Here is an 18,867-nt window from a genome sequence, read left to right on the forward strand (position 1 = left end):
TTGCGCCGTCAGCCCGCCGGACGGGAACCGGCCGCCACCTCTTGGGCGTATTCGTCGTAGTAGGGCACGTAGCCCTCTTCGCGACCTTCCAGCACGTACAGAGGGTCGGGGACATCGGATCCGTAGCCCTGACTGCGCAGATCACCCTTCTTGCTCTTGAACGTCGAGGTCTGCTCCAGCGAGTCGACCACCCGCACAAACAGCGGGCGAGCGTAGCTCGGCAGACCCTCGGACACCGTGTTGGCCAACGACACACCGTCGAACTGTTTACCTTCGTGCAGCACCACGGCGGCCATCCCGGCGCGTCCGTCGGTGCCGGGAACCTCGACGCCGAACACGGTGGCGGCTTCGATGTTCGGGTCAGCCAACACGGCCGCTTCGACGTCGGTTGTGGCGACGTTTTCACCCTTCCACCGGAAGGTGTCGCCGAGCCGGTCGACAAACGCGGCGTGGCGCCAACCCTGTGGCCGCATCAGGTCCCCGCTGTTGAGCCACACGTCGCCCTTGCGGAAAGCGTTGCGCACCAACTTCTTTTCACTGGCTTCGGCATCGGTGTAGCCCTCGAACGGCTGCACGCTGGTGACCTTGCTCAGCAGTAGCCCCGGTTTTCCGCCGCGGACCTTGCGAACCCGCCCGTTGGAATCACGAACTGGCTCACCGGTTTCGGTGTCGTATTCGACGAATGCCACCGGCGTCGGGCACATCCCGGCGGTCCTCGGAATGTTGAACACGTTGACGAACCCGGTGTTGCCCTCGCTGGCTCCGTAGAACTCGAAGACCCGCGGAATATTGAACCGGGTGGTGAACTCGTCCCAGATGTCGGCGCGCAACCCGTTTCCGGCGATCACGCGCACCTTGTGTTTGCGGTCGGTGTCCTTCTCCGGTTGGTTGAGCAGGTAGCGGCATATCTCGCCGATGTACACGAACGCCGTCGCGTCGTACCGGATCACCTCATCCCAGAACCGCGACGCCGAAAACGACTGCCCCAAAGCCAAAGTGGCACCGGCGCCGACCACCGCCGACAACGCCACCGTCAACGCGTTGTTGTGATACAGCGGAAGGCAGCAGTACAACGTGTCGCTGCTTTTCAACCGCATGCCGAACGCGCCCGACCCACCCAGCGCCCACAGCCACCGGAAATGCGTCATCACACTGGCTTTGGGCGCGCCGGTGGTTCCGGAGGTGAAGATGTAGAAGGCGCTGTCCTTGGCCCGCACCGATGACGTCGCTGCCGGATTGTCGGTGGGCGCGTCGGCGGCGAGCCGGTCCAGTTCGTCGACGGACATCATGACTGCGACGTGCGCCCCGGATTCCTTGACGGCAGTGAGCAACTCGTCGCTGCCGATCAACACCTTGGCGTTCAGCAGGCCCAGGCTGTTGGCGAGCAACTGGTCGCGCTGGTGGTAGTTCAGCATGCCGGCGATCGCGCCCAGTTTGACCGCCGCGAGCATTACCAGCACCATCCGCGGCGAGTTCTTCAGCATGACGCCCACGACATCGCCTCGCCCGACGCCGCGCTCGACAAGCACCGCCGCGTAGCGGTTGACCGTCTCGTTGGCCTGGCGATAGGTCCAGCTTTCATCGTCGAACCGGATGAACACCTGGTCGCCGTGACGTGCCGCGCGGTCCTGGAAGACCTTGCCGATCGAGGTCTTGATCGATCGATGGGCGATGAAGCCGGTCAGCGCGCCACGCAAGATGATGGGCGCATCCTTGATCAGACCGGGTAGTCCGGCAGCGATATCGGTCAGCCCGACGGTGTCTTCAGCCATCGCTATACATTCCGCGCCCGATCGGAGTCTTCTGAGTGCCGGTAGACCAGCCCTGCCCCGCGTTCTAACACTGGCGCCAAGAGCACCGATGCGAGTTCACCGGGCAGCGTCCAGCGCGGCTGAACTCTGCGCGGCCGGTGGATAATCGCCTTCGCGACGACATCAGCAGCCTCGTCCGGCTGCATGCCGGGTATTCTGCGCAGGCTGGGGGTGGGCTCGCTCATTCGGGTGTGGATCAGCCCCATGTACACCGAGGTGACATCGATGCCGACGGCGCGGAGCTCGGGGGTGACGCTGCGCAGCCACAGGTCGAACGCCCCCTTGGATGCCAGGTAGGTGCCCCAACGCGGGGTTGGCATCATCCGCACACCGATGCTGGACACATTCACGATGTGTCCGCTTCCTCGCTCCTGCATCGCCGGTAGTAGTCCGAGCAGCAGGCGGATCGGCCCGAGATAGTTGGTGTCGATCGTGCGCTCGAAGTCGTGCGGCCGGTCGTACTGCAGCTCCAGCGATCGGCGAATCGACTTGGCGGCGTTACTCACAATGACGTCCAACGGCCCGTACGTCTCGGTCAGTTGGGTTGTCAGCGCGGTGATCGCCGCTGCATCGGTCAGATCACTCGGGAAGGCGACTGCGCGTCCACCGTCGGCAGAGATCGACTCGCGAAGCTCGTCGAGTTTGTCCGCGGAGCGAGCGACAAGCAAAACCGTTGCTCCTGCGGCGGCGAGTTTGCGGGCAGTCGCCTCCCCCAGGCCGTATGACGCGCCTGTCACCAGCACGCACTTGCCGGACACCGCTCACCGCAGCCTGCCTTGATCCGCCACTCGCGGCGGGCTTACGAGTGCATTCATTACCTTGCTGGCCAGACTCATTGGCACCTAAGTACCCGTTTCTCCGCGATGTTCCTCTGATCATGTCCGGCGCTAGACTCGACGGGTGGCGAAAGCCGCAAACCCGCGCGAAGAGGTCCCCGACGCCCCGTCCGCCAAATCATTCGCGCCGGTCGTCAAGGCCTTGGCGCCCTTGCGCCGCGTCATCAAACCCAAGGTCTACGGCATCGAACATGTGCCCAAACGCGGCGCGCTGCTGGTAGGCAACCACACCTTGTACGGGGTGTTCGACCTGCTGTTGTGGACTGCGGAGTTGATTGAGCGGGGAATTATGGTTCGCGGGCTCGGAGAGCATGTCCTGTTCCGGGTGCCGGGTAGCGGTGAGCTCTTGAAAGCCTGCGGTATCGTCCCGGGAACCCGAGCCAACATGCGTGAACTTATGCGCCGTCGCGACTTGATCCTGGTTTTTCCGGGTGGTGCTCGCGAGGTCGCCAAACGCAAAGGCGAACGGTATCAACTGATCTGGAAGAACCGTCTCGGATTCGCCAAGATGGCGATCGAAGGCCGCTACCCCATCGTCCCGTTTGCCTCGTTGGGCATTGAAGACGCGTTGGACATCATCTTGGACAACGATCATCCGCTGATGGCTCCGCTGCGCAAACTGTGCGAGAAGCTGCTGAACGTTGAACCGTTGCCGATCGTGCGGGGCATCGGACTGACACCCGTACCCCGGCCCGAGCGACTGTACTTCTGGTTCGGTGAACCGATCTCCACGCGCGAATATGACGGTGTCGCCAACGAGGACAACGCACAGGACCTGAGGGCCCGCACGGCCGCTTCGATCGAGGGTGGGCTCGACTTCCTGTTCGCCGAACGCGAAGAAGATCCAGAGCGGTCGCTCCTCAAACGCCTCAGCCCGTGGGGTTTCTGAAGGCAACTGACCGGCGAGGGCCGGGTAAACACCACTTGATCAAGGTGAGAAATGGCTCGTCAACGGAGCGTACGGCCTCGTCACCTGGGCAAACGCTGGTTTGAACCCCGGCGACCTGGCTATTCTCGCCTGGTCATGACAGATCGAGCGCGTTCACCGACACACCAGCGCCGACATCGCTCAAACGGGAGGGCCCTGGGCGCCAAGGTGCTCGCCGCGCTGACGGCGGTCGTCGTGGTCGTCGCCATTGGCATCGGATGGATCACCTACCGCAGGGCATCGGCGGGCATCACCAAATCCGAGGCATTGGCCGGTGAACCCGCGTCGACCGGAAGTGCTCAGAACATCCTGATCATGGGGTTGGATAGCCGTCGCGACCAGCACGGCCGGCCGCTGCCGCCCGACATCTATGACGCGCTGCACGCAGGCAACGAGGACTCCGCTGACGGCGACGCCGATGCGCTCATCGTCGTGCACTTGCCCGCCGGGGACGGCCCGGCCACGGCGATCTCAATCCCGCGGGACGACTATGTCGATCTGGCTGGATGCCCGGCCTCGGAATGCCGCGGCAAGGTCAAGGAGGCCTACAGCCTCGCCTACGAGCGCGTGATGGAGGGGCGCGGCTCCTACAAGCTGGAATCCGATGCCGCCTCGCCCGCAGGGCAGGACTCCGCGGCGAACGAACAGGCGGCGCGCGAGGCGGGCCGCAAAGCGGAGATCGGCACGGTCAGGCGTCTGCTGCAAATTCCGATCGACCACTTCATTGAGGTCACGTTGGCCGGGTTCTTTCAGATCGCGCGGGTGGTCGAACCCCTCACCGTGTGCCTGAAAGAAGACACCGCGGATCGCTATTACTCCGGCGCGGACTTTCATCGAGGCATCCAGCAGATCAACGCGACCCAGGCAATGGCGTTCGTCCGGCAACGCCGCGACGCCAACGACGCGATGTTCACCGACCTCGATCGAACCCGCCGTCAGCAGGCCTTCATCGCCTCGCTGGTCAGTGCGCTGCGCCGCGGCGGAGCGTTGTCGGACCCCATCCGACTGCACGGCCTGCTGGAGGTCGCCAAGCAAAACGTCGCCGTTGACGCCGGCCTCGACCTGGACGACCTCGCGCGTGACGCGTCCGCGTTCCAGAACCGGTCCGTCTCGCTCTATACGCTGCCGGTCACCGGTTTCGGCGAAATCTCAAACGGTGCGTTCGTCAATTTTATTGACGTATCCGCGGTGCGCTCCATTGTGCAGAACCTGGTCGCCGCCGATCCGTCGGCGGCCACCTCGACCAGCATCCTCGGCACAACGGGGCAAACGGGCAACGACGCGTCGCTGGCCGCCGGCGACGTCGCGCTCGACGTGGTCAATGCCTCAGGCAGGCAAGGCGAGGCCGCGGACCTCGAGATAGCCTTGGCCACAGGGCACTTCAGCAAGGGAAATGTCAGCACCGCGGACTCCACCAGCCAGACGAGCACCATCGCCTACGGGCCGGGGGCGAAACTCGCCGCCGCCGAGCTGGCCGATGAATTCGGCATAACTGCCACCGCATCCGACGGCGTCGCCCGCAACACGGTGCGGCTGACCGTCGGGACCGATTTCGCCAGATTTGACAATTTCCACCCCACGTCGGCAGCGCCGACCACCACCTCCGCGGCGCCCGTCAGCACTGTCCCGGCCACCGGCACAGGAACGCAGGAACCTGCGGCGACCAACCTCACACGCATGACCACCGATGGCATTCCCTGTGTGAAATGACAAGGGCCCCAAGATCCTTTCACCACAGGGTCGTTGAGGTGAGTGCGAGTACAGTGGGTCGATGGTCGTCGGCCCGTCCAATGCGCGGATGCTCGCTGGCGTCGCCGCCGCGTCCGTCGCGCTAGGGGTGGCCGAGCTGGTGGGCATCCCGTTCGGTGCGCGTGCCGATGCGCGTGCCGCTATCGGCTCCGCGGCCATCGACCTGACACCTGGGTCCATCAAGGAGGCGGCCATTCAGGCCTTGGGTTCTCAGGACAAATTCTTCGTGGCCGCCGTCGTGCTTGTGGCGATCGCCGCGATCGCCGCAATCGCCGGCACACTCGAGACCCGCCGCCGCCCGTTCGGCAGCGCCGTGATCGCCGCGGCCGGGGTCCTCGGATGCATTGCGGTGCTGTCGCGCCCGGGTGCGACAGCGCTCGACACCATCCCCACCGTCGCGGGCGCCGCCTGCGGTGTGGCGACCCTTCGCTTGCTCATCCGTCGATTCTGGGCTGAACCGGAAGACAGCGGCGACGAGCCGGACACCGGCAGGCGCAGGTTCGTCACGTTGGGAGTTCTCGGACTCGGAGTGGTCAGTGGCGTGGCGGGCGCGGTCATCACGCGGTTGGTGCATTCGGTGGCCACTGACCGCACCACCTTCGCATTTCCCAGGCCACGCGTACGGTCGGCACCGATACCCGCCGACGTGCAACCGAACGGCGTTGCGCTGCCGAGCTTTATCACCGCCAGCGCCGACTTTTACCGGGTGGACACCGCGCTCATCGTCCCCCAACTCAGCCACGGCGACTGGCGGCTGCACATCCACGGCATGGTGGACCACGAGGCGACCTACAGTTTCGACGACCTCGCCCGCTTCGACGTTGTCGAAACTGTGACGACGTTGACCTGCGTGTCGAATCCCGTTGGGGGCGATCTGATTTCGACAGGCGTGTGGACGGGCTACCGGTTGGCCGATCTGCTGGCGGTGGCCGGCGTGCACGCGGACGCCGATATGGTGCTTTCGACGTCGATCGACGGGTTCACCGTGGGCACGCCGGTGCAGGCGCTCACCGATGGCCGCGACGCGCTGCTGGCGATTGGCCTCAACGGTCAGCCCCTACCGATCGAGCATGGCTACCCGGCCCGGCTGGTGGTACCCGGGCTCTACGGGTACGTGTCGGCGACCAAGTGGGTCGTCGAGATGGAGCTGACCCGCTTCGACAGGGCGCAGGCGTACTGGACGCGGCAGGGCTGGGCAGCGCGCGCACCCATCAAAACCGAGTCGCGGATCGACGTGCCGAGAGGCGGCCAGAAAGTGCCGATGGGGCCGGTGGTTTTCGGCGGTGTCGCGTGGGCGCAGAATCGCGGCGTGCGGACCGTGGAGGTCCGCATCGACGATGGCGCATGGCAGCCCGCGCAACAGGGCGCGAGCTATTCCAACGACACGTGGCGGCTGTGGAGCTTCCCATGGCAGGCGAAAAGCCTTGGGAGACATACCATCACCGTGCGCGCCACCGACAACACCGGAGCTACCCAGACGGCGGACCAGGTTAGTCCCGTCCCGGACGGCGCGACCGGCTGGCACACGGTGGATTTCACCGTGGCGGCGACATAAGCATTACTTCGACGAGAGTTTCCGCCAGCTGAACAACGCAATCACGAGGCCGATCAGCACGGTGATCGGGCCGATGATGGACCAGGTCGTGGTGTTGCTCATCGGGCTACCGCCAAGCACTCCGAATCCCTGCAGCGCCCAGATCAGCCCGAACAGCGCGACGATCAACCCGAACGCCAGCGTGGCGACGAAAGTCCTTCTCATATACGGATGCTAAGCCCACGGTTCAAGGGCCCGCGAAGTCACCGACGGCGGTCATCTTGTTGCCGTCCGAGGCGGTGGCGAAGCCGGCCGCGGTGAATGCGCAGTTCAGGATGATCGCTCGGTGCGCGGGACTTTCCATCCACAGGTCCAGCGCCAGGTTCGGGTTCGCGGCGGATCCGGTGCCCCAGTAGACGATCTCACCGGTGTAGGTGGGCCGGTAGCCCGCGTCGGTGATACGCACCTGCGGTGACGAGCCGTCCGATCCGATATGGCCGCCCACACCGCTTTTCAGCATGTCGTCGGCGTGACGCTGCGCCGCGACCGTCAAGCGCGGGTCATCACCGAGCGCCCCGCATGTCTGGCGAATCCGGCTGACGCCGCTGTACACCGCCGCCCCCGAGTCGTCCGCGCGCGCGGCAGAACCAGCAACTGTGCCGAGCGCCGTAGTGCAGACAGTGCAGATCGAGAAGGCGGCGACGATCGTGACTTTCCTCGTCATGTTGCCTCTTGCCACGCGCTCGCTTCGTTGTATAGCAAACAAATGCTATCGACTTTCGACAATGAAATGTCGGGAATCGCCGATGTCGAGAATCGGCGCGAAGTTTCGAGAGGCGCTTTCAGCGCGCGCCGACGAAATCGCGGAACTTCTGCGGTACCGCGGATGCCTCGACCTTCGTCAGGAAGTCGGGCGTCGTAATGGCGCTGTAGGTTTCCTCGCCGACGATGAAGCCCTCGGCATCGAACGGCCACACGATCAGCATGCGCAGGGTCAGGACGTAGAAACCGTCTGGATCGTCGACGGGAAAGCCCCTTGATGCCGCGTCAGCGCCGTAGTAGAGGGAGCGGAAACAGCCTTCGGTGACGATCGTGTCGTCGTCGACGACGATTCGGTCCATATCGAACTCGAGGTGCCACTGGCCGCCTTTCACGATCGTGTCCTCGTAGAAGGTCCGAACCGCTTGTCGCCCCACCGGGCGGCGGGTGCGCCCCACGCGATGTAACGCGGGTTCGGGGTCAACGTTGACATCACGCGGTCGAGATCCTGCTCGGCCTCGCCCTTCGCGTGATCCAGCAGCCGCTCAAGCATCAGCAGGTGCCGTGGATTGGTCGTCTTGGCGATCCGCTCTTCGATAAGCCGGAAAGTCTTGGTCGGATCGATGAGGTCGGTCATGTCGTTCCTTCCCGCGGGCCGCCCGCCGAATTTTTCCACGCCGGCGCCAGACGCTGGGGCTTCCGTCCCACTGGGCGGAAGCGGCTGCTCGAGTGTGCGCTGAGGGCGACCTAGACGCACATCCGAGACCCAGGCCGCACACTCGACGCCTGGACCCTTGCCAAACGGATAGGAAACCCTTCCCTTTCGGGAGTGGAATCTGGCTTTGCGGGTGATTACCAAACCATCGCGCATCGCCGAGCATTTCAGTCATGACATTGATGACCGCACCGCCCAACACCGACATCCTCAGCGACGCCGAACTCGCCCGCGCTGCCGCAGCCGGCGATCGTGCGGCGTTGGCGGGTCTCTACAACCGTTATGCCGGACCGCTGCACGCCTATTGCGCCGGGATGTTGCGCGATCACCACACGGCCTCCGACTGCGTGCAAGAGGTCTTCTGCATCGCCGCGGCTGAGTTGCCGAAGCTGCGTGACGCGGAGAAGCTGCGCCCGTGGCTCTATGCCATCGCCCGGCGCAGGGCGCTGCGGGTGTTGTCCGAACGCCGCCGCGAACGCGCGTTCGACGAGTTGCCCGACGACGCGGCGACCGGCCCGGGGCCGTTCACGTTGACGGCCCAGAATGAGCTCGCTCAACTGGTCGCGCGTGCGGCCGAGGGTCTGTCCGAGCGCGACCGCCACGTGCTGGAGCTTGTCTACCGCCGCGGGATGACCGTCATCGACCTCGCGCACACGCTGGGCATCAGCTACGACTCGGCCAAGAAACTCCTGCAGCGGCTGCGCGACACCGTCCAACGCTCATTGGGTGCGCTGTTGGTAGCCCGGCGCGCCGCCCAGAACGGGTGCCCGCAGCTCGCCGCGGACCTGGCCGGCTGGGACCAACAGTTCACGGTCCTGATGCGGAAACGCATTGCGCGCCATGTCGACTCGTGCGACACATGCGACGAATACCGCCGCCGTGTCCTCAACGCCGTCGCCATGCTGGGCGGCGGGGTGCTCGAAAAGGTGTGCTGATGACGCCCCGACCAGGCTTCCCGCGCTCACTATCGCTGCGGACGGCGATCACGCAGCATGGTGCGGTTTACGGCCCCCAGCCGGATGGCCGCGTTGGCCAGCCGGACCCGGCGATCCCCCTCGGGGGTGATGCCGAACTTGTCGTACAGGTGCTGCAGATGTTGCTTGACCGCCGCCTCGGTCACGAATAGCTCCTGGGCCATCCGACGAACCGACGCCGGCTCAGGAAAAGGATCATCAGAGACGAAGGGACGACATAGGACCTTGAGGACCTCGAGTTCGCGCGGCGTCATGCGCGGCGGTCGCAGGATGGATTTACCGGTTTCCGTTTCTTGATCATGCGGTGCTTCGTCAGCTTCGGCGCCCATCCAAAAGACCAACCGCGAACTGCCGAGCCGAAGTTCGTCGCCCGACCGCAGGATGCGTTCCGCGGCGATTTTTTCGCCGTTGACGTAGGTGCCGTTGCGGCTACCCAGGTCCCGCACGGACCAAGCCTGCCCGAAATTCTCCAGGACGGCGTGTACGCGCGACACCGTCGGGTCATGTTCGAGCGCCACGGCGTTGGTTAAGGCCTTGCCGAGGGTCACTCGTTGACCGCTCAGCGCGATGAGCTCCCGTCCGGATGGTTTCCAGACTTCCAAATGGGAAGACATACAGACCTCCTATCAGCCCATTCTGACGCTCACGAGCTCGCTCATGCGCTAAGGGCGCCAAAATGGCCCAATCCGCGCCCTGGACGACCACGCAAAGCCCAGGCCTCGACGCCCGCGGCGGCAACTTTGCATTGATTGCATAGATAGCATTGACAGCGGGCAAAAACCGACCATAGTCATCAGGTATGGCGCTGCTGCCAGACCCAGATCCACGGCGGCGACAGCACGTGGTGATCTCGGTCGACGACCACGTCATCGAGCCACCCGACATGTTCGTGGGCCGGCTTCCCGCCGCGTTGGCCGACCGCGCACCGCAAGTCGTCGAGACCGACGACGGGCGCCAGGTGTGGCGCTACGAGGACCGCGAGTACCCGAACATCGGGCTCAACGCGGTGATCGGACGGCCCCACGAGGAGTGGAGCATGGAGGCCGCCCGCTTCGACGAGATGCGGCGCGGCTGTTGGGATATCGACGCCCGCATCGCCGACATGGACCTCGCGGGCATCTGGGCGTCGTTGAACTTCCCGTCCCTGATCGCGGGGTTCGCCGGGACGGTGTTCTGGAAGAGTGACGATCTGGAGCTGGGGCTGGCGACGCTGCGGGCCTGGAACGACTGGCACCTCGAGGTGTGGGCCGGCAGCTACCCCGAGCGGATCATCCCGCTGCAGCTGCCGTGGCTCGCCGACCCGCAGCTGGCGCCCGAGGAGATACGCCGCAACGCCGCGCGCGGGTTCAAGGCGGTGAGCTTCCCCGAGCTGCCCGCGCAATGCGGCATCCCCAGCCTGCACAGCGGCGTCTGGGATCCCTTCTTCGCCGCCTGCGAGGAGACGAACACGGTCGTATGCCTGCATACGGGTTCGGCACAATGGGCGCCGATTCCCGCCCCGGACACCCCATTCGAGACCATCACCACGCTGTTCCCGGTCAACGGGCTGGTCGCCTGCGCGGACATGCTGTGGTCCGGCATCCCGGTGCGGTTTCCGCGACTGAACTTCACGCTGGCCGAGGGCGGACTGGGCTGGGCGGCCATGCTCGGCGACCGGGCCGATTACGTTCTGGCGCACTCGGCTTCGGGGCATGAGGGCGGAGCGTGGCAGGGCGACCTGCTGCCCAGCGAGGTGCTGCGCCGCAACTTCTGGTTCTGCTCGATCGACGACCCGCACGCGTTCGGCGCGCTCGACGCGATCGGGACCGAGCGGATCCTCGTTGAGAGCGACTATCCGCACGCTGACTCCACCTGGCCCGACACCCAACAAGTCGTGGCGCGCAACGTCGCCGGCCTCTCGGCGGACGATGCGGCCCGGATCACCCATCGCAACGCGGCACAGCTGTTCCGCCACCCGCTTCCCGACGACGGGTGGCTGGCCGCGGCAGTGTAGGAGGCCCCAATGCTCGACTTGTTGATTCACGACGCCGAGATCGTCGACGGCACCGGCGCACCGGCCCGCCACGGCGACGTCGGCGTCCGCAACGGGCGGATCGTCGCCGTCGGTGAGGTCGACGATCTGGCAGCGAAAACCGTTGCCGCCCAAGGGCAGACGCTCGCGCCGGGCTTCGTCGACCTGCACACCCACTACGACGCACAGCTGTTCTGGGACCCGACCGCGAGCCCGTCGGTGCAGCACGGGGTCACCACGGTCTTCGGCGGCAACTGCGGATTCACGCTGGCGCCCGCGGCATCCGACCAACACGACTACCTCACCCGCATGCTCGCGCGGGTGGAGGGGATGCCGCTGGACGCGCTCCGGGCGGGGCTCGACTGGGGCTGGGCATCTTTCGGCGACTGGCTCGGTCGCCTCGACGGACGCATCGCCATCAACGCCGGCTTTCTGGTCGGTCACTCGGCGCTGCGGCTGGCGGCGATGGGCGACGACGCCGTCGGCGGCGAGGCCACGCCCGAGCAGATCGAGAACATGGTCGCGGTGCTGCACGACGCGCTGGCCGCCGGCGCGCTCGGACTTTCCACAAGCCAGTCGCCTACCCACAACGACGGCGCGGGCCAGCCGGTGCCGTCGCGTGGCGCGTCGCGCGACGAGCTGGTGACACTGGCGGCCGGCCTGCGCGACCATCCCGGGACCACCCTTGAGGCGATCATCGCCGGCTGCCTGTCGGGCTTCACCGACGACGACATCGCGCTGCTCACCGATATGTCGAAAGCCGCCGACCGGCCGCTGAATTGGAACCTGCTGGGCGTGTCGGCGGCGAACCCGGACGGGCACGAGAGGCAGTTGCGGGCCTACGAGGCCGCGGCTCAACGCGGCGGCCGGGTGGTGGCGCTGACCCTGCCGCAAGCGATGAAGATTCGGCTGTCGTTCCTGTCCGGCTTCGTGCTCGACGGGCTGCCGGGCTGGCGCGACACGATGCATCTGCCCGTGCCGGAACGCCTTGCCGCACTTGCCGATCCGCAGGTGCGTCGCCGGCTGGCCGACGGCGCCGCATCGAAGGAGGCGGGTATGCTGCGCGGCCTGGCGCAATGGGATCGGCTGATCATCGTCGAGACGTTCGCCGCCGAGAACGCCGATGCGACGGGTCGCAGCGTCGGCGAGGTGGCCGCCGCTCGCAGTGGTGAGCCCTTCGACACGTTGCTGGACATCGTGATCGCCGACGAGCTTCGCACCGGCCTCAGCCCGCCGCTGACGGGCGACGACGGGGCGGACTGGCGCTTGCGCGCCCAGGTGTGGCGCCACCCGGGCGCGGTGATCGGCGGCTCGGACGCCGGAGCCCACCTGGACATGATGTGCGGGGCGATCTACACGACGGCGCTGCTGGGCCGCGGCGTCCGCGAACACCAGGTGGTGACGCTCGAGGAAGCCGTTCGGTTGATCACCGACGTGCCGGCCCGGTTCTACGGGCTGACCGAACGCGGCCGAATCGCGCCCGGCTGGCACGCCGACCTGGTGATGTTCGATCCCGCGACCGTCGACCACGGACCCGAGCGCACCCGTTACGACCTGCCCTCGGGAGCGCCCCGGCTCGTTGCCGACGCCCACGGCATCAGCTCGGTGCTCGTCGGCGGTGTCGAGGTATGCCACGACGGCGCCGCCACCGGTGCCATGCCCGGCACCGTGCTGCGCTCCGGGCGTGACACCGAGACGGTCACGGCCTCATGAGCCACGTGACCGAAGAATTCGACCCGGCCGAGCTGCAGACCGGGCTGCTCATGCAGATCGAAAACGTGCACGAGCGGCTGCGCGAGGCCCGTGAGCGGCACCGCGTGATGTGCGGAAATCCCTTCGGGGAGACCAGTTCCGGGCAGGTTGGCGAGCTCGGGGTAACCGTGCTGGGCTACGACGAATGCCAGACCGTGCTCACGCATCCCGGCACCTTCTCGTCGTCGATCTACGACCAGATCATGGGCCCGGTCATGGGCCGCACCCTGCTCGAACTCGAGGGAGCCGAACATCGGGCCAGCCGGGCCCTGGTCTCGCCGTCGTTCCGCACGGTGCTGCTGGAGCGATGGCGCAGCGAGCTGGTGGAGGTGGTGGTCCACGAGCTGATCGACCGGTTCGCGCCACGCGGGCGGGCCGAGCTGGCCCGCGAATTCACCTTCGCTTTTCCCGTCCAGGTCATCGCGCGGATCATGGGCCTGCCGCGGGAGGACTACCTGCGATTCCAGCGACTGTCGATCGAGTTGCTCAACGTGGTCTACGACTGGGATCGCGGGCTCGCCGCATCTGCCTCGCTCAAGGCCTATTTCGGGGAGGTCCTCGCCGCGCGGCGGCGCCGCCCACAGGACGACCTGATCAGCACGCTGGCGGAGTCGGAGATCGACGGCGCGCGCCTCACCGACGACGAGATCTTCGCGTTCCTGCTGCTGATCCTGCCCGCGGGCGTCGAGACCACCTACCGGGCGTCCGGCAACCTACTGGTCGCGCTGCTCACGCAGCCGGCGCTGATGGATGCGCTACGGGCGGATCGCGGCATGCTCCGCGGCGCTTTCGAGGAAGCGTTGCGCTGGGAGCCGCCGATCACCACGGTGGTGCGACGGGCAATCCGGGACTGCGAGCTGGGCGGGGTCGCGATCCCGGCGGGCACGCACGTGAGCGTCAGTGTCGCGGCCGCCAATCGGGATCCGGCGCGCTACCCGGACCCGGACCGATTCGATCCCACCCGCAGGAACATCGCGCACCTGACGTTCGGCGGCGGCCCCCATCTGTGTCTGGGCATGCATCTGGCGCGGATGGAAGCGATTGTGGCCATCAACGCGCTGCTGGATCGGCTGCCGGACCTGCGGCTCGATTCGAGCGCTCCGACACCACGCGTCGTGGGGGTGGCGTTTCGATCGCCGGCGACGCTGCCCGCCGAGTTCACGCCGGCTAAAAGGTAGCTATTTGCGCGCCAGCCCATGCCATGCCGTGTCGGCAATGGCAGCACTGTAACGCTCGTCGATGGGGTCATCGGTGTAGAGAGCAACGATGTAGAGCGGCGCAAGGACCATCTGGACAGCGGCGAGCGTGTTGACTCCCCCGCGCAACTCGCCCCGCTCCTTCGCGCGATCGACGACCGCACGTACCACGCCGAAACGTTCCCGCCACAGCATCGCTCGGGTATCCCCGTCATGATGTACCCGACGGTCCATGACCAGCGACCGCAGGAAGGTGCGGCCGACCTCGGTATTCAGCTGCGTTGTCATGGCCTGCGCCAGCGCCATCAGGTCTCCGCGCAACGAGCCGGTATCCGTCGTCGCGCGCAAGCCCTCGACATCGGCCAGAACCATATCGACGATCAGTCGTTGCCGATCGCCCCAGTAGCGATAGATCATCGCCGCGTCGAGGTGGTGACGCTCGGCGAGAGCCTCGATGCTGAAGCGCTCGACGCCCCAGCGGGCCATCTCGTCGAGCACCGCCGGCATCACCCGCGCCCGGAGGTCCGCGGGCACGGGTTCGTCGGGTGGCTGAGACGGCTCCATCGATGTCTCCTTAACCGGATGGTTGCCCCGCTAAAGATAACCTGTCTGGTTCACCAGTCGCACCGAAGATGCGCCATCGGAATAGAACTCGGCGATGCTCAACGACGCCAGGTCAAGGTGCAGCCGATACAAAACGCTGGGCCCCGCGTCCAGGGCGAGACGCAGCAGCATCTTGATAGGCGTCACATGCGACACCACCAGCACCGTCGCGCCCTCGTGCGCCGCGACGATCCGGTCCCGCACCCGGCACACCCGATCCAGCACGCCGTCGAAGCTCTCGCCATCTGGGGGCAGAGTGCTGGTGTCACGCAACCAGCGCCGATGCAGCTCCGGATCATGTTGGGAGGCCTCGGCGAACGTGAGCCCCTCCCAGGCCCCGAAGTCGGTCTCGATCAAATCGTCGTCGACGGTGACATCCAGGCCCAGCGCCTTGGCGGCGGTCGCCGCCGTGTCGTAGGCGCGTTGCAGCGGGGACGACAGCACGGCGGCTATCCCGCCGCGCTCCGCCAAATATCGCGCCGCGGCCTGCGCCTGCTGCCGCCCCACCTCGGTCAGCGCCGGGTTGCCCCGGCCCGAATATCGGCGCTCCACCGACAGCTCGGTCTGCCCGTGCCGCAACAACAGCAGGCGGGTCGGGGTGCCGCGGGCGCCGGTCCATCCCGGCGCCGTCGGAGCTTGGGCCGTAACGGTTTTCGCGGGTTCAACAACCGGCGGCGTCGGCTCTTCGGATTCGATGCCGGCCGCGGCGTCCATCGCCTCGTTGGCCAACCGGTCCGCATGGGTGTTGCGGGCGCGCGGGACCCACGTGTAGCTGATCCGTTCGAACCGCGACGCCAGCTTTCGGGCCTGGGCGTGCAGCTCGATGAGGTCGGGGTGTTTGACTTTCCACCGCCCCGACATCTGTTCGACCACCAGCTTGGAATCCATGAAGACGGCGGCCTCGGTGGCCCCCAGCTTCGCGGCGTCGTCCAAACCGGCTATCAGGGCCCGGTATTCGGCGACGTTGTTGGTCGCCCGGCCGATAGCCTGCTTGGTCTCGGCGAGCACCGCGGAGCGGTCTTCGGCCAGCACCACCGCGCCGTATCCGGCCGGCCCGGGATTGCCACGCGACCCGCCGTCGGCTTCGATGACGACTTTCACTGCTCGAATCCCTTGATCCGCAACAGGATCGCACCGCATTCCGGGCACCGCACCAGTTCGTCCTCGGCGGCGGCCGAGATGCGGGACAGCTCACCGCGCCCGATCTCGATCCGGCAGGCGCCGCAGCGGTGACCGAGCAACGGCCCGGCACCCGGCCCGCCCCCAGCGCGCTGTCGCTCGTAGAGCGCGGACAGCGCGGGGTCCAGCGCCGCGGTCAACGTGTCGCGCCGCGACGAATGTTGCTGGCGGGCCTCGTCTATTTCGGCCAGCTCAGCATCCAGTTCCCGCTGGACGCTGACCAGGTCGGCCTGCAACGCCTCGATCGCCCGCTGCTCGGTGGCCAGCTGGCCCTGCAACTCCTCGCGGCGCTCCATCACCTCCAGCAGCGAATCCTCCAGGCTGGTCTGGCGCCGCACCAGGGTCTCCAATTCGTGCTGCAGATCCGACAATTGCTTCGCGTCGGCCGCACCCGACTTGAGCAATGCGCGGTCGCGGTCTTCGCGCTGGCGTACGGCGTCGATCTCGGACTCGAGCCGCGAGACCTGGGCGTCCAAGTCCTCCACCGCGATTCGCATAGTGGCCAGCCGGTCACTGGCGGCGTCGTGCTCGGACTGCATCCGCGCATACGCCTCCCGCTGCGGCAGATGGGACGCACGGTGCGCGATGCGGGACAGCTCGGCGTCCAGCTTCGACAACTCGAGTAGTGAAAGCTGCTGCGCTACTTCGGCTTTCATGAACCATCTCCCCCAAGATTCCACGGGTCGGTGCGCAGGGTGCTCACCCGCACCGGCAACTCCGCACCGAAACGGGACCGCAGCAAGTCGGCGGCCTGCTCGCACCACGGGAATTCGCTGGCCCAATGCGCGACGTCGATCAGCGCGACGTCCGAGGCCCGGCGATGCTCGTCGGCCGGATGATGCCGCAGGTCGGCGGTGACATAGGCCTGCACTCCCGCGCCCGCCGCGGTCGCCAACAGTGAGTCTCCTGCGCCGCCGCACACTGCGACCCGCGTCACCGCCATGTCGGGGTCCCCCGCGGCGCGCACACCCCAGGACGTCTGCGGCAGCGCCCCGGCGACGCGGGAGACGAAGGCGCGCAACGGTTCCGGTTGTGGCAGCGTGCCGATGCGGCCCAACCCGGCGTCGCCGGGCGGGGGCACCAGCGCGAAGATGTCGAACGCGGGCTCCTCGTACGGGTGGGCGGCGCGCATCGCCGCCAGCACCGCCGCGCGGGCACGCGCGGGCGCGACGACCTCGAACCGGTCCTCGTCCACCCGCTCGACGGTGCCGACGCTGCCCACGGCGGGTGTCGCCCCGTCGTGCGGCAGGAACTGCCCGATGCCGCTGACGCTCCAGCTGCAGTGCGAGTAGTCGCCGATGTGGCCGGCGCCCGCGTCGAACACCGCCGCCCGCACCGCGTCCGCGTTCTCGCGCGGCACGTAGATGACCCACTTGTCGAGATCCCCCGTCACCGACAATGGCTCGAGCACGCCCTCGACGGTCAGGCCAAGCGCGTCGGCCAGCGCGTCCGACACGCCCGGTGACGCCGAGTCGGCATTGGTGTGCGCGGTGAACAGCGAACGCCCGCTTCGGATCAGCCGGTGCACCAGTGCCCCCTTCGGCGTGCTGGTCGCGACCGTGTCGACTCCGCGCAACAGCAGCGGGTGATGGGCCAGCAGCAGGCCGGCGTCGGGAACTTCGTCGACCACCTCTCGCGTGGCATCGACGGCGACGGTCACCGAGCCCAGCGCCTCGTCGGGGTCGCCGCACACCAGGCCGACCGAATCCCACGGCTGGGCAAGCCGCGGCGGGTAGGCCTCGTCCAGCACCTCGATGACATCGGCCAGCCGCACGCTCACGGCCGCACCTCGTCGATCGTCTCGACCAACCGCGGCCATTCGGGACGCACCGCCGCCCGCAGATACTCCTCGCCCAGGCCCACGAAGGTATCGCAGCGGCGTATCGCAATCCCCTTGTGGTGCAGATGCTTTCGCAGTGCGACCGCATCCGGCCGACGGAACAGCACGAACGGCGCCCGGCCGTCGACCACCTCGGCGCCCACCGATGCCAGGCCGGCCACCATCTGCGAACGCAGCCGCGCCAGCCGCAGCGCATCGGCGGTCGCGTCGGCGACGGCTTCCGCCGCGCAGCAGGCAGCAATGGCGGTCAGCTGCAGCGTGCCGACCGGCCAGTGCGCACGCCGGGCGGTCAGCCGCGCCAACACCTCCGGTGGGCCGAGGGCGTATCCCACTCGCAATCCGGCCAGCGCCCAGGACTTGGTCAGGCTGCGCAGCACCACCACGTCGGGCAGCGCGTCGCCGGCCAGCGATTCCGGCTCGCCCGGAACCGAGTCGGCGAACGCCTCGTCGATCACCAGAATTCGCCCGGGCCGGCGCAACGCCAGCAGCCGCTCGCGCGTGTGCAGCACCGAGGTGGGATTGGTCGGATTGCCCACCACCACCAGGTCGGCGTCGTCGGGGACGAACACCCCATCCAAGCCGAACGGCGGATCGAGCACGACGTGACGCACCGGCACCCCGGCCGCGGTCAGCGCCACCGCCGGCTCGGTGAACGACGGCGCGACGATCACCGCCCGCGCCGGACGCAGGTTGGGCAGCAACGCGAACCCCTCCGCCGCACCGGCCAGCGGCAGCACCTCGTCGCGGACCCGGCCATGGCGCTCGGCGACGGCGTCTTGCGCCGCGTGCAGGTCCTCGATGCCGGGGTAGCGCGCCAGATCCGGCAGCCGCGCAGTAAGCCGCCGTATCAGCCATTCCGGCGGTTGCGCGTGACGAACGTTGACGGCGAAATCCAGCATCCCCGGCGCGGCGGCCTGATCACCGTGGTAGCGCCCGGCACCAAGCGGGCTCGGATCCAGACTCGCCATCACTGAAACATT

The 18,867-nt window shown here is 67.1% G+C and carries 18 protein-coding genes and 1 pseudogene; 7 read left to right on the forward strand and 12 right to left on the reverse strand.

Annotation, left to right across the window (positions count from 1 at the left end):
- Positions 1-8: 8 nt before the first annotated feature.
- Both fadD6 and A5736_RS04625 read right to left on the reverse strand, forming a co-directional pair.
- Entirely contained in the window at positions 9-1,772 is a 1,764-nt protein-coding gene (gene fadD6, locus A5736_RS04620) for a long-chain-acyl-CoA synthetase FadD6 (RefSeq protein WP_076244765.1), read from the reverse strand.
- Positions 1,773-1,774: 2 nt separating this feature from the next.
- Positions 1,775-2,647, reverse strand: a pseudogene (locus A5736_RS04625) (SDR family NAD(P)-dependent oxidoreductase).
- Positions 2,648-2,711: 64 nt separating this feature from the next.
- Here A5736_RS04625 and A5736_RS04630 point away from each other — a divergent pair.
- The 3 genes from A5736_RS04630 (at position 2,712) to A5736_RS04640 (ending at position 6,879) form a co-directional block, all read left to right on the forward strand.
- Positions 2,712-3,536 carry a lysophospholipid acyltransferase family protein gene (locus tag A5736_RS04630; protein ID WP_076244767.1) on the forward strand — a complete coding sequence of 275 codons (825 nt, stop codon included), beginning with the start codon at positions 2,712-2,714 and terminating at the stop codon, positions 3,534-3,536.
- Between the two features lie 135 nt (positions 3,537-3,671).
- Entirely contained in the window at positions 3,672-5,285 is a 1,614-nt protein-coding gene (locus A5736_RS04635) for an LCP family protein (RefSeq protein WP_076244769.1), read from the forward strand.
- A 61-nt stretch (positions 5,286-5,346) separates the two neighbouring features.
- Positions 5,347-6,879: a molybdopterin-dependent oxidoreductase gene (locus tag A5736_RS04640; RefSeq protein ID WP_254848281.1), complete on the forward strand. Its 1,533-nt coding sequence runs from the start codon at positions 5,347-5,349 to the stop codon at positions 6,877-6,879.
- A gap of 3 nt (positions 6,880-6,882) precedes the next feature.
- Here the strand turns inward: A5736_RS04640 and A5736_RS04645 are convergent, their stop codons facing one another.
- The 4 genes from A5736_RS04645 to A5736_RS25535 form a co-directional block, all read right to left on the reverse strand.
- A complete protein-coding gene (locus A5736_RS04645; RefSeq protein ID WP_076122269.1) occupies positions 6,883-7,083 on the reverse strand; it encodes a hypothetical protein in 201 nt (66 codons plus the stop codon).
- Positions 7,084-7,105: 22 nt separating this feature from the next.
- Positions 7,106-7,582: a CAP domain-containing protein gene (locus A5736_RS04650; RefSeq protein WP_175611185.1), complete on the reverse strand. Its 477-nt coding sequence runs from the start codon at positions 7,580-7,582 to the stop codon at positions 7,106-7,108.
- 118 nt (positions 7,583-7,700) lie between these two features.
- Positions 7,701-8,012, reverse strand: coding sequence for a hypothetical protein (locus tag A5736_RS25530; RefSeq protein ID WP_083667147.1), 312 nt, complete (start codon positions 8,010-8,012; stop codon positions 7,701-7,703).
- Positions 8,009-8,254: a hypothetical protein gene (locus A5736_RS25535; protein ID WP_083667149.1), complete on the reverse strand. Its 246-nt coding sequence runs from the start codon at positions 8,252-8,254 to the stop codon at positions 8,009-8,011. Before A5736_RS25535 ends, A5736_RS25530 begins: the two co-directional genes overlap by 4 nt.
- Positions 8,255-8,505: 251 nt before the next feature.
- On the opposite strand from A5736_RS25535, the gene A5736_RS04660 reads away from it, so the two are divergent.
- Positions 8,506-9,267 (forward strand): RNA polymerase sigma factor, encoded by a 762-nt coding sequence (locus tag A5736_RS04660; RefSeq protein WP_076122271.1) that lies wholly within the window; start codon positions 8,506-8,508, stop codon positions 9,265-9,267.
- A 29-nt stretch (positions 9,268-9,296) separates the two neighbouring features.
- Here A5736_RS04660 and A5736_RS04665 read toward each other — a convergent pair whose 3' ends face one another.
- A complete protein-coding gene (locus A5736_RS04665) occupies positions 9,297-9,920 on the reverse strand; it encodes an FHA domain-containing protein (protein ID WP_076122272.1) in 624 nt (207 codons plus the stop codon).
- Between the two features lie 185 nt (positions 9,921-10,105).
- Here A5736_RS04665 and A5736_RS04670 point away from each other — a divergent pair, with 185 nt between their 5' ends.
- The 3 genes from A5736_RS04670 to A5736_RS04680 are packed head-to-tail and all read left to right on the forward strand — an operon-like array spanning position 10,106 to position 14,247.
- Positions 10,106-11,299, forward strand: a complete 1,194-nt coding sequence (locus A5736_RS04670; protein WP_076244770.1) for an amidohydrolase family protein — start codon at positions 10,106-10,108, stop codon at positions 11,297-11,299.
- A gap of 9 nt (positions 11,300-11,308) precedes the next feature.
- Positions 11,309-13,030 (forward strand): amidohydrolase family protein, encoded by a 1,722-nt coding sequence (locus A5736_RS04675; protein WP_076244772.1) that lies wholly within the window; start codon positions 11,309-11,311, stop codon positions 13,028-13,030.
- Positions 13,027-14,247, forward strand: a complete 1,221-nt coding sequence (locus A5736_RS04680; RefSeq protein ID WP_076244773.1) for a cytochrome P450 — start codon at positions 13,027-13,029, stop codon at positions 14,245-14,247. Before A5736_RS04675 ends, A5736_RS04680 begins: the two co-directional genes overlap by 4 nt.
- Here the strand turns inward: A5736_RS04680 and A5736_RS04685 are convergent, their stop codons facing one another.
- From A5736_RS04685 to cobC, 5 genes are read right to left on the reverse strand one after another with little or no spacing between them, the layout of a single operon-like run.
- A complete protein-coding gene (locus A5736_RS04685; RefSeq protein ID WP_076122276.1) occupies positions 14,248-14,829 on the reverse strand; it encodes a TetR-like C-terminal domain-containing protein in 582 nt (193 codons plus the stop codon). It abuts the gene before it with no gap.
- A 30-nt stretch (positions 14,830-14,859) separates the two neighbouring features.
- Entirely contained in the window at positions 14,860-15,969 is a 1,110-nt protein-coding gene (locus A5736_RS04690) for a bifunctional RNase H/acid phosphatase (protein WP_076244775.1), read from the reverse strand.
- On the reverse strand, positions 15,966-16,703 hold the full coding sequence (locus A5736_RS04695; protein ID WP_076244776.1) for a zinc ribbon domain-containing protein: 738 nt from the start codon (positions 16,701-16,703) through the stop codon (positions 15,966-15,968). The genes A5736_RS04690 and A5736_RS04695 overlap by 4 nt, the downstream gene beginning before the upstream one ends.
- On the reverse strand, positions 16,700-17,827 hold the full coding sequence (locus A5736_RS04700; protein ID WP_076244778.1) for a Nif3-like dinuclear metal center hexameric protein: 1,128 nt from the start codon (positions 17,825-17,827) through the stop codon (positions 16,700-16,702). The genes A5736_RS04695 and A5736_RS04700 overlap by 4 nt, the downstream gene beginning before the upstream one ends.
- Positions 17,824-18,855, reverse strand: a complete 1,032-nt coding sequence (cobC, locus tag A5736_RS04705; protein ID WP_076244779.1) for an Rv2231c family pyridoxal phosphate-dependent protein CobC — start codon at positions 18,853-18,855, stop codon at positions 17,824-17,826. Before cobC ends, A5736_RS04700 begins: the two co-directional genes overlap by 4 nt.
- Positions 18,856-18,867: the final 12 nt, after the last annotated feature.

Source organism: Mycobacterium sp. SP-6446, from assembly GCF_001954045.1.
GTDB lineage: Bacteria > Actinomycetota > Actinomycetes > Mycobacteriales > Mycobacteriaceae > Mycobacterium.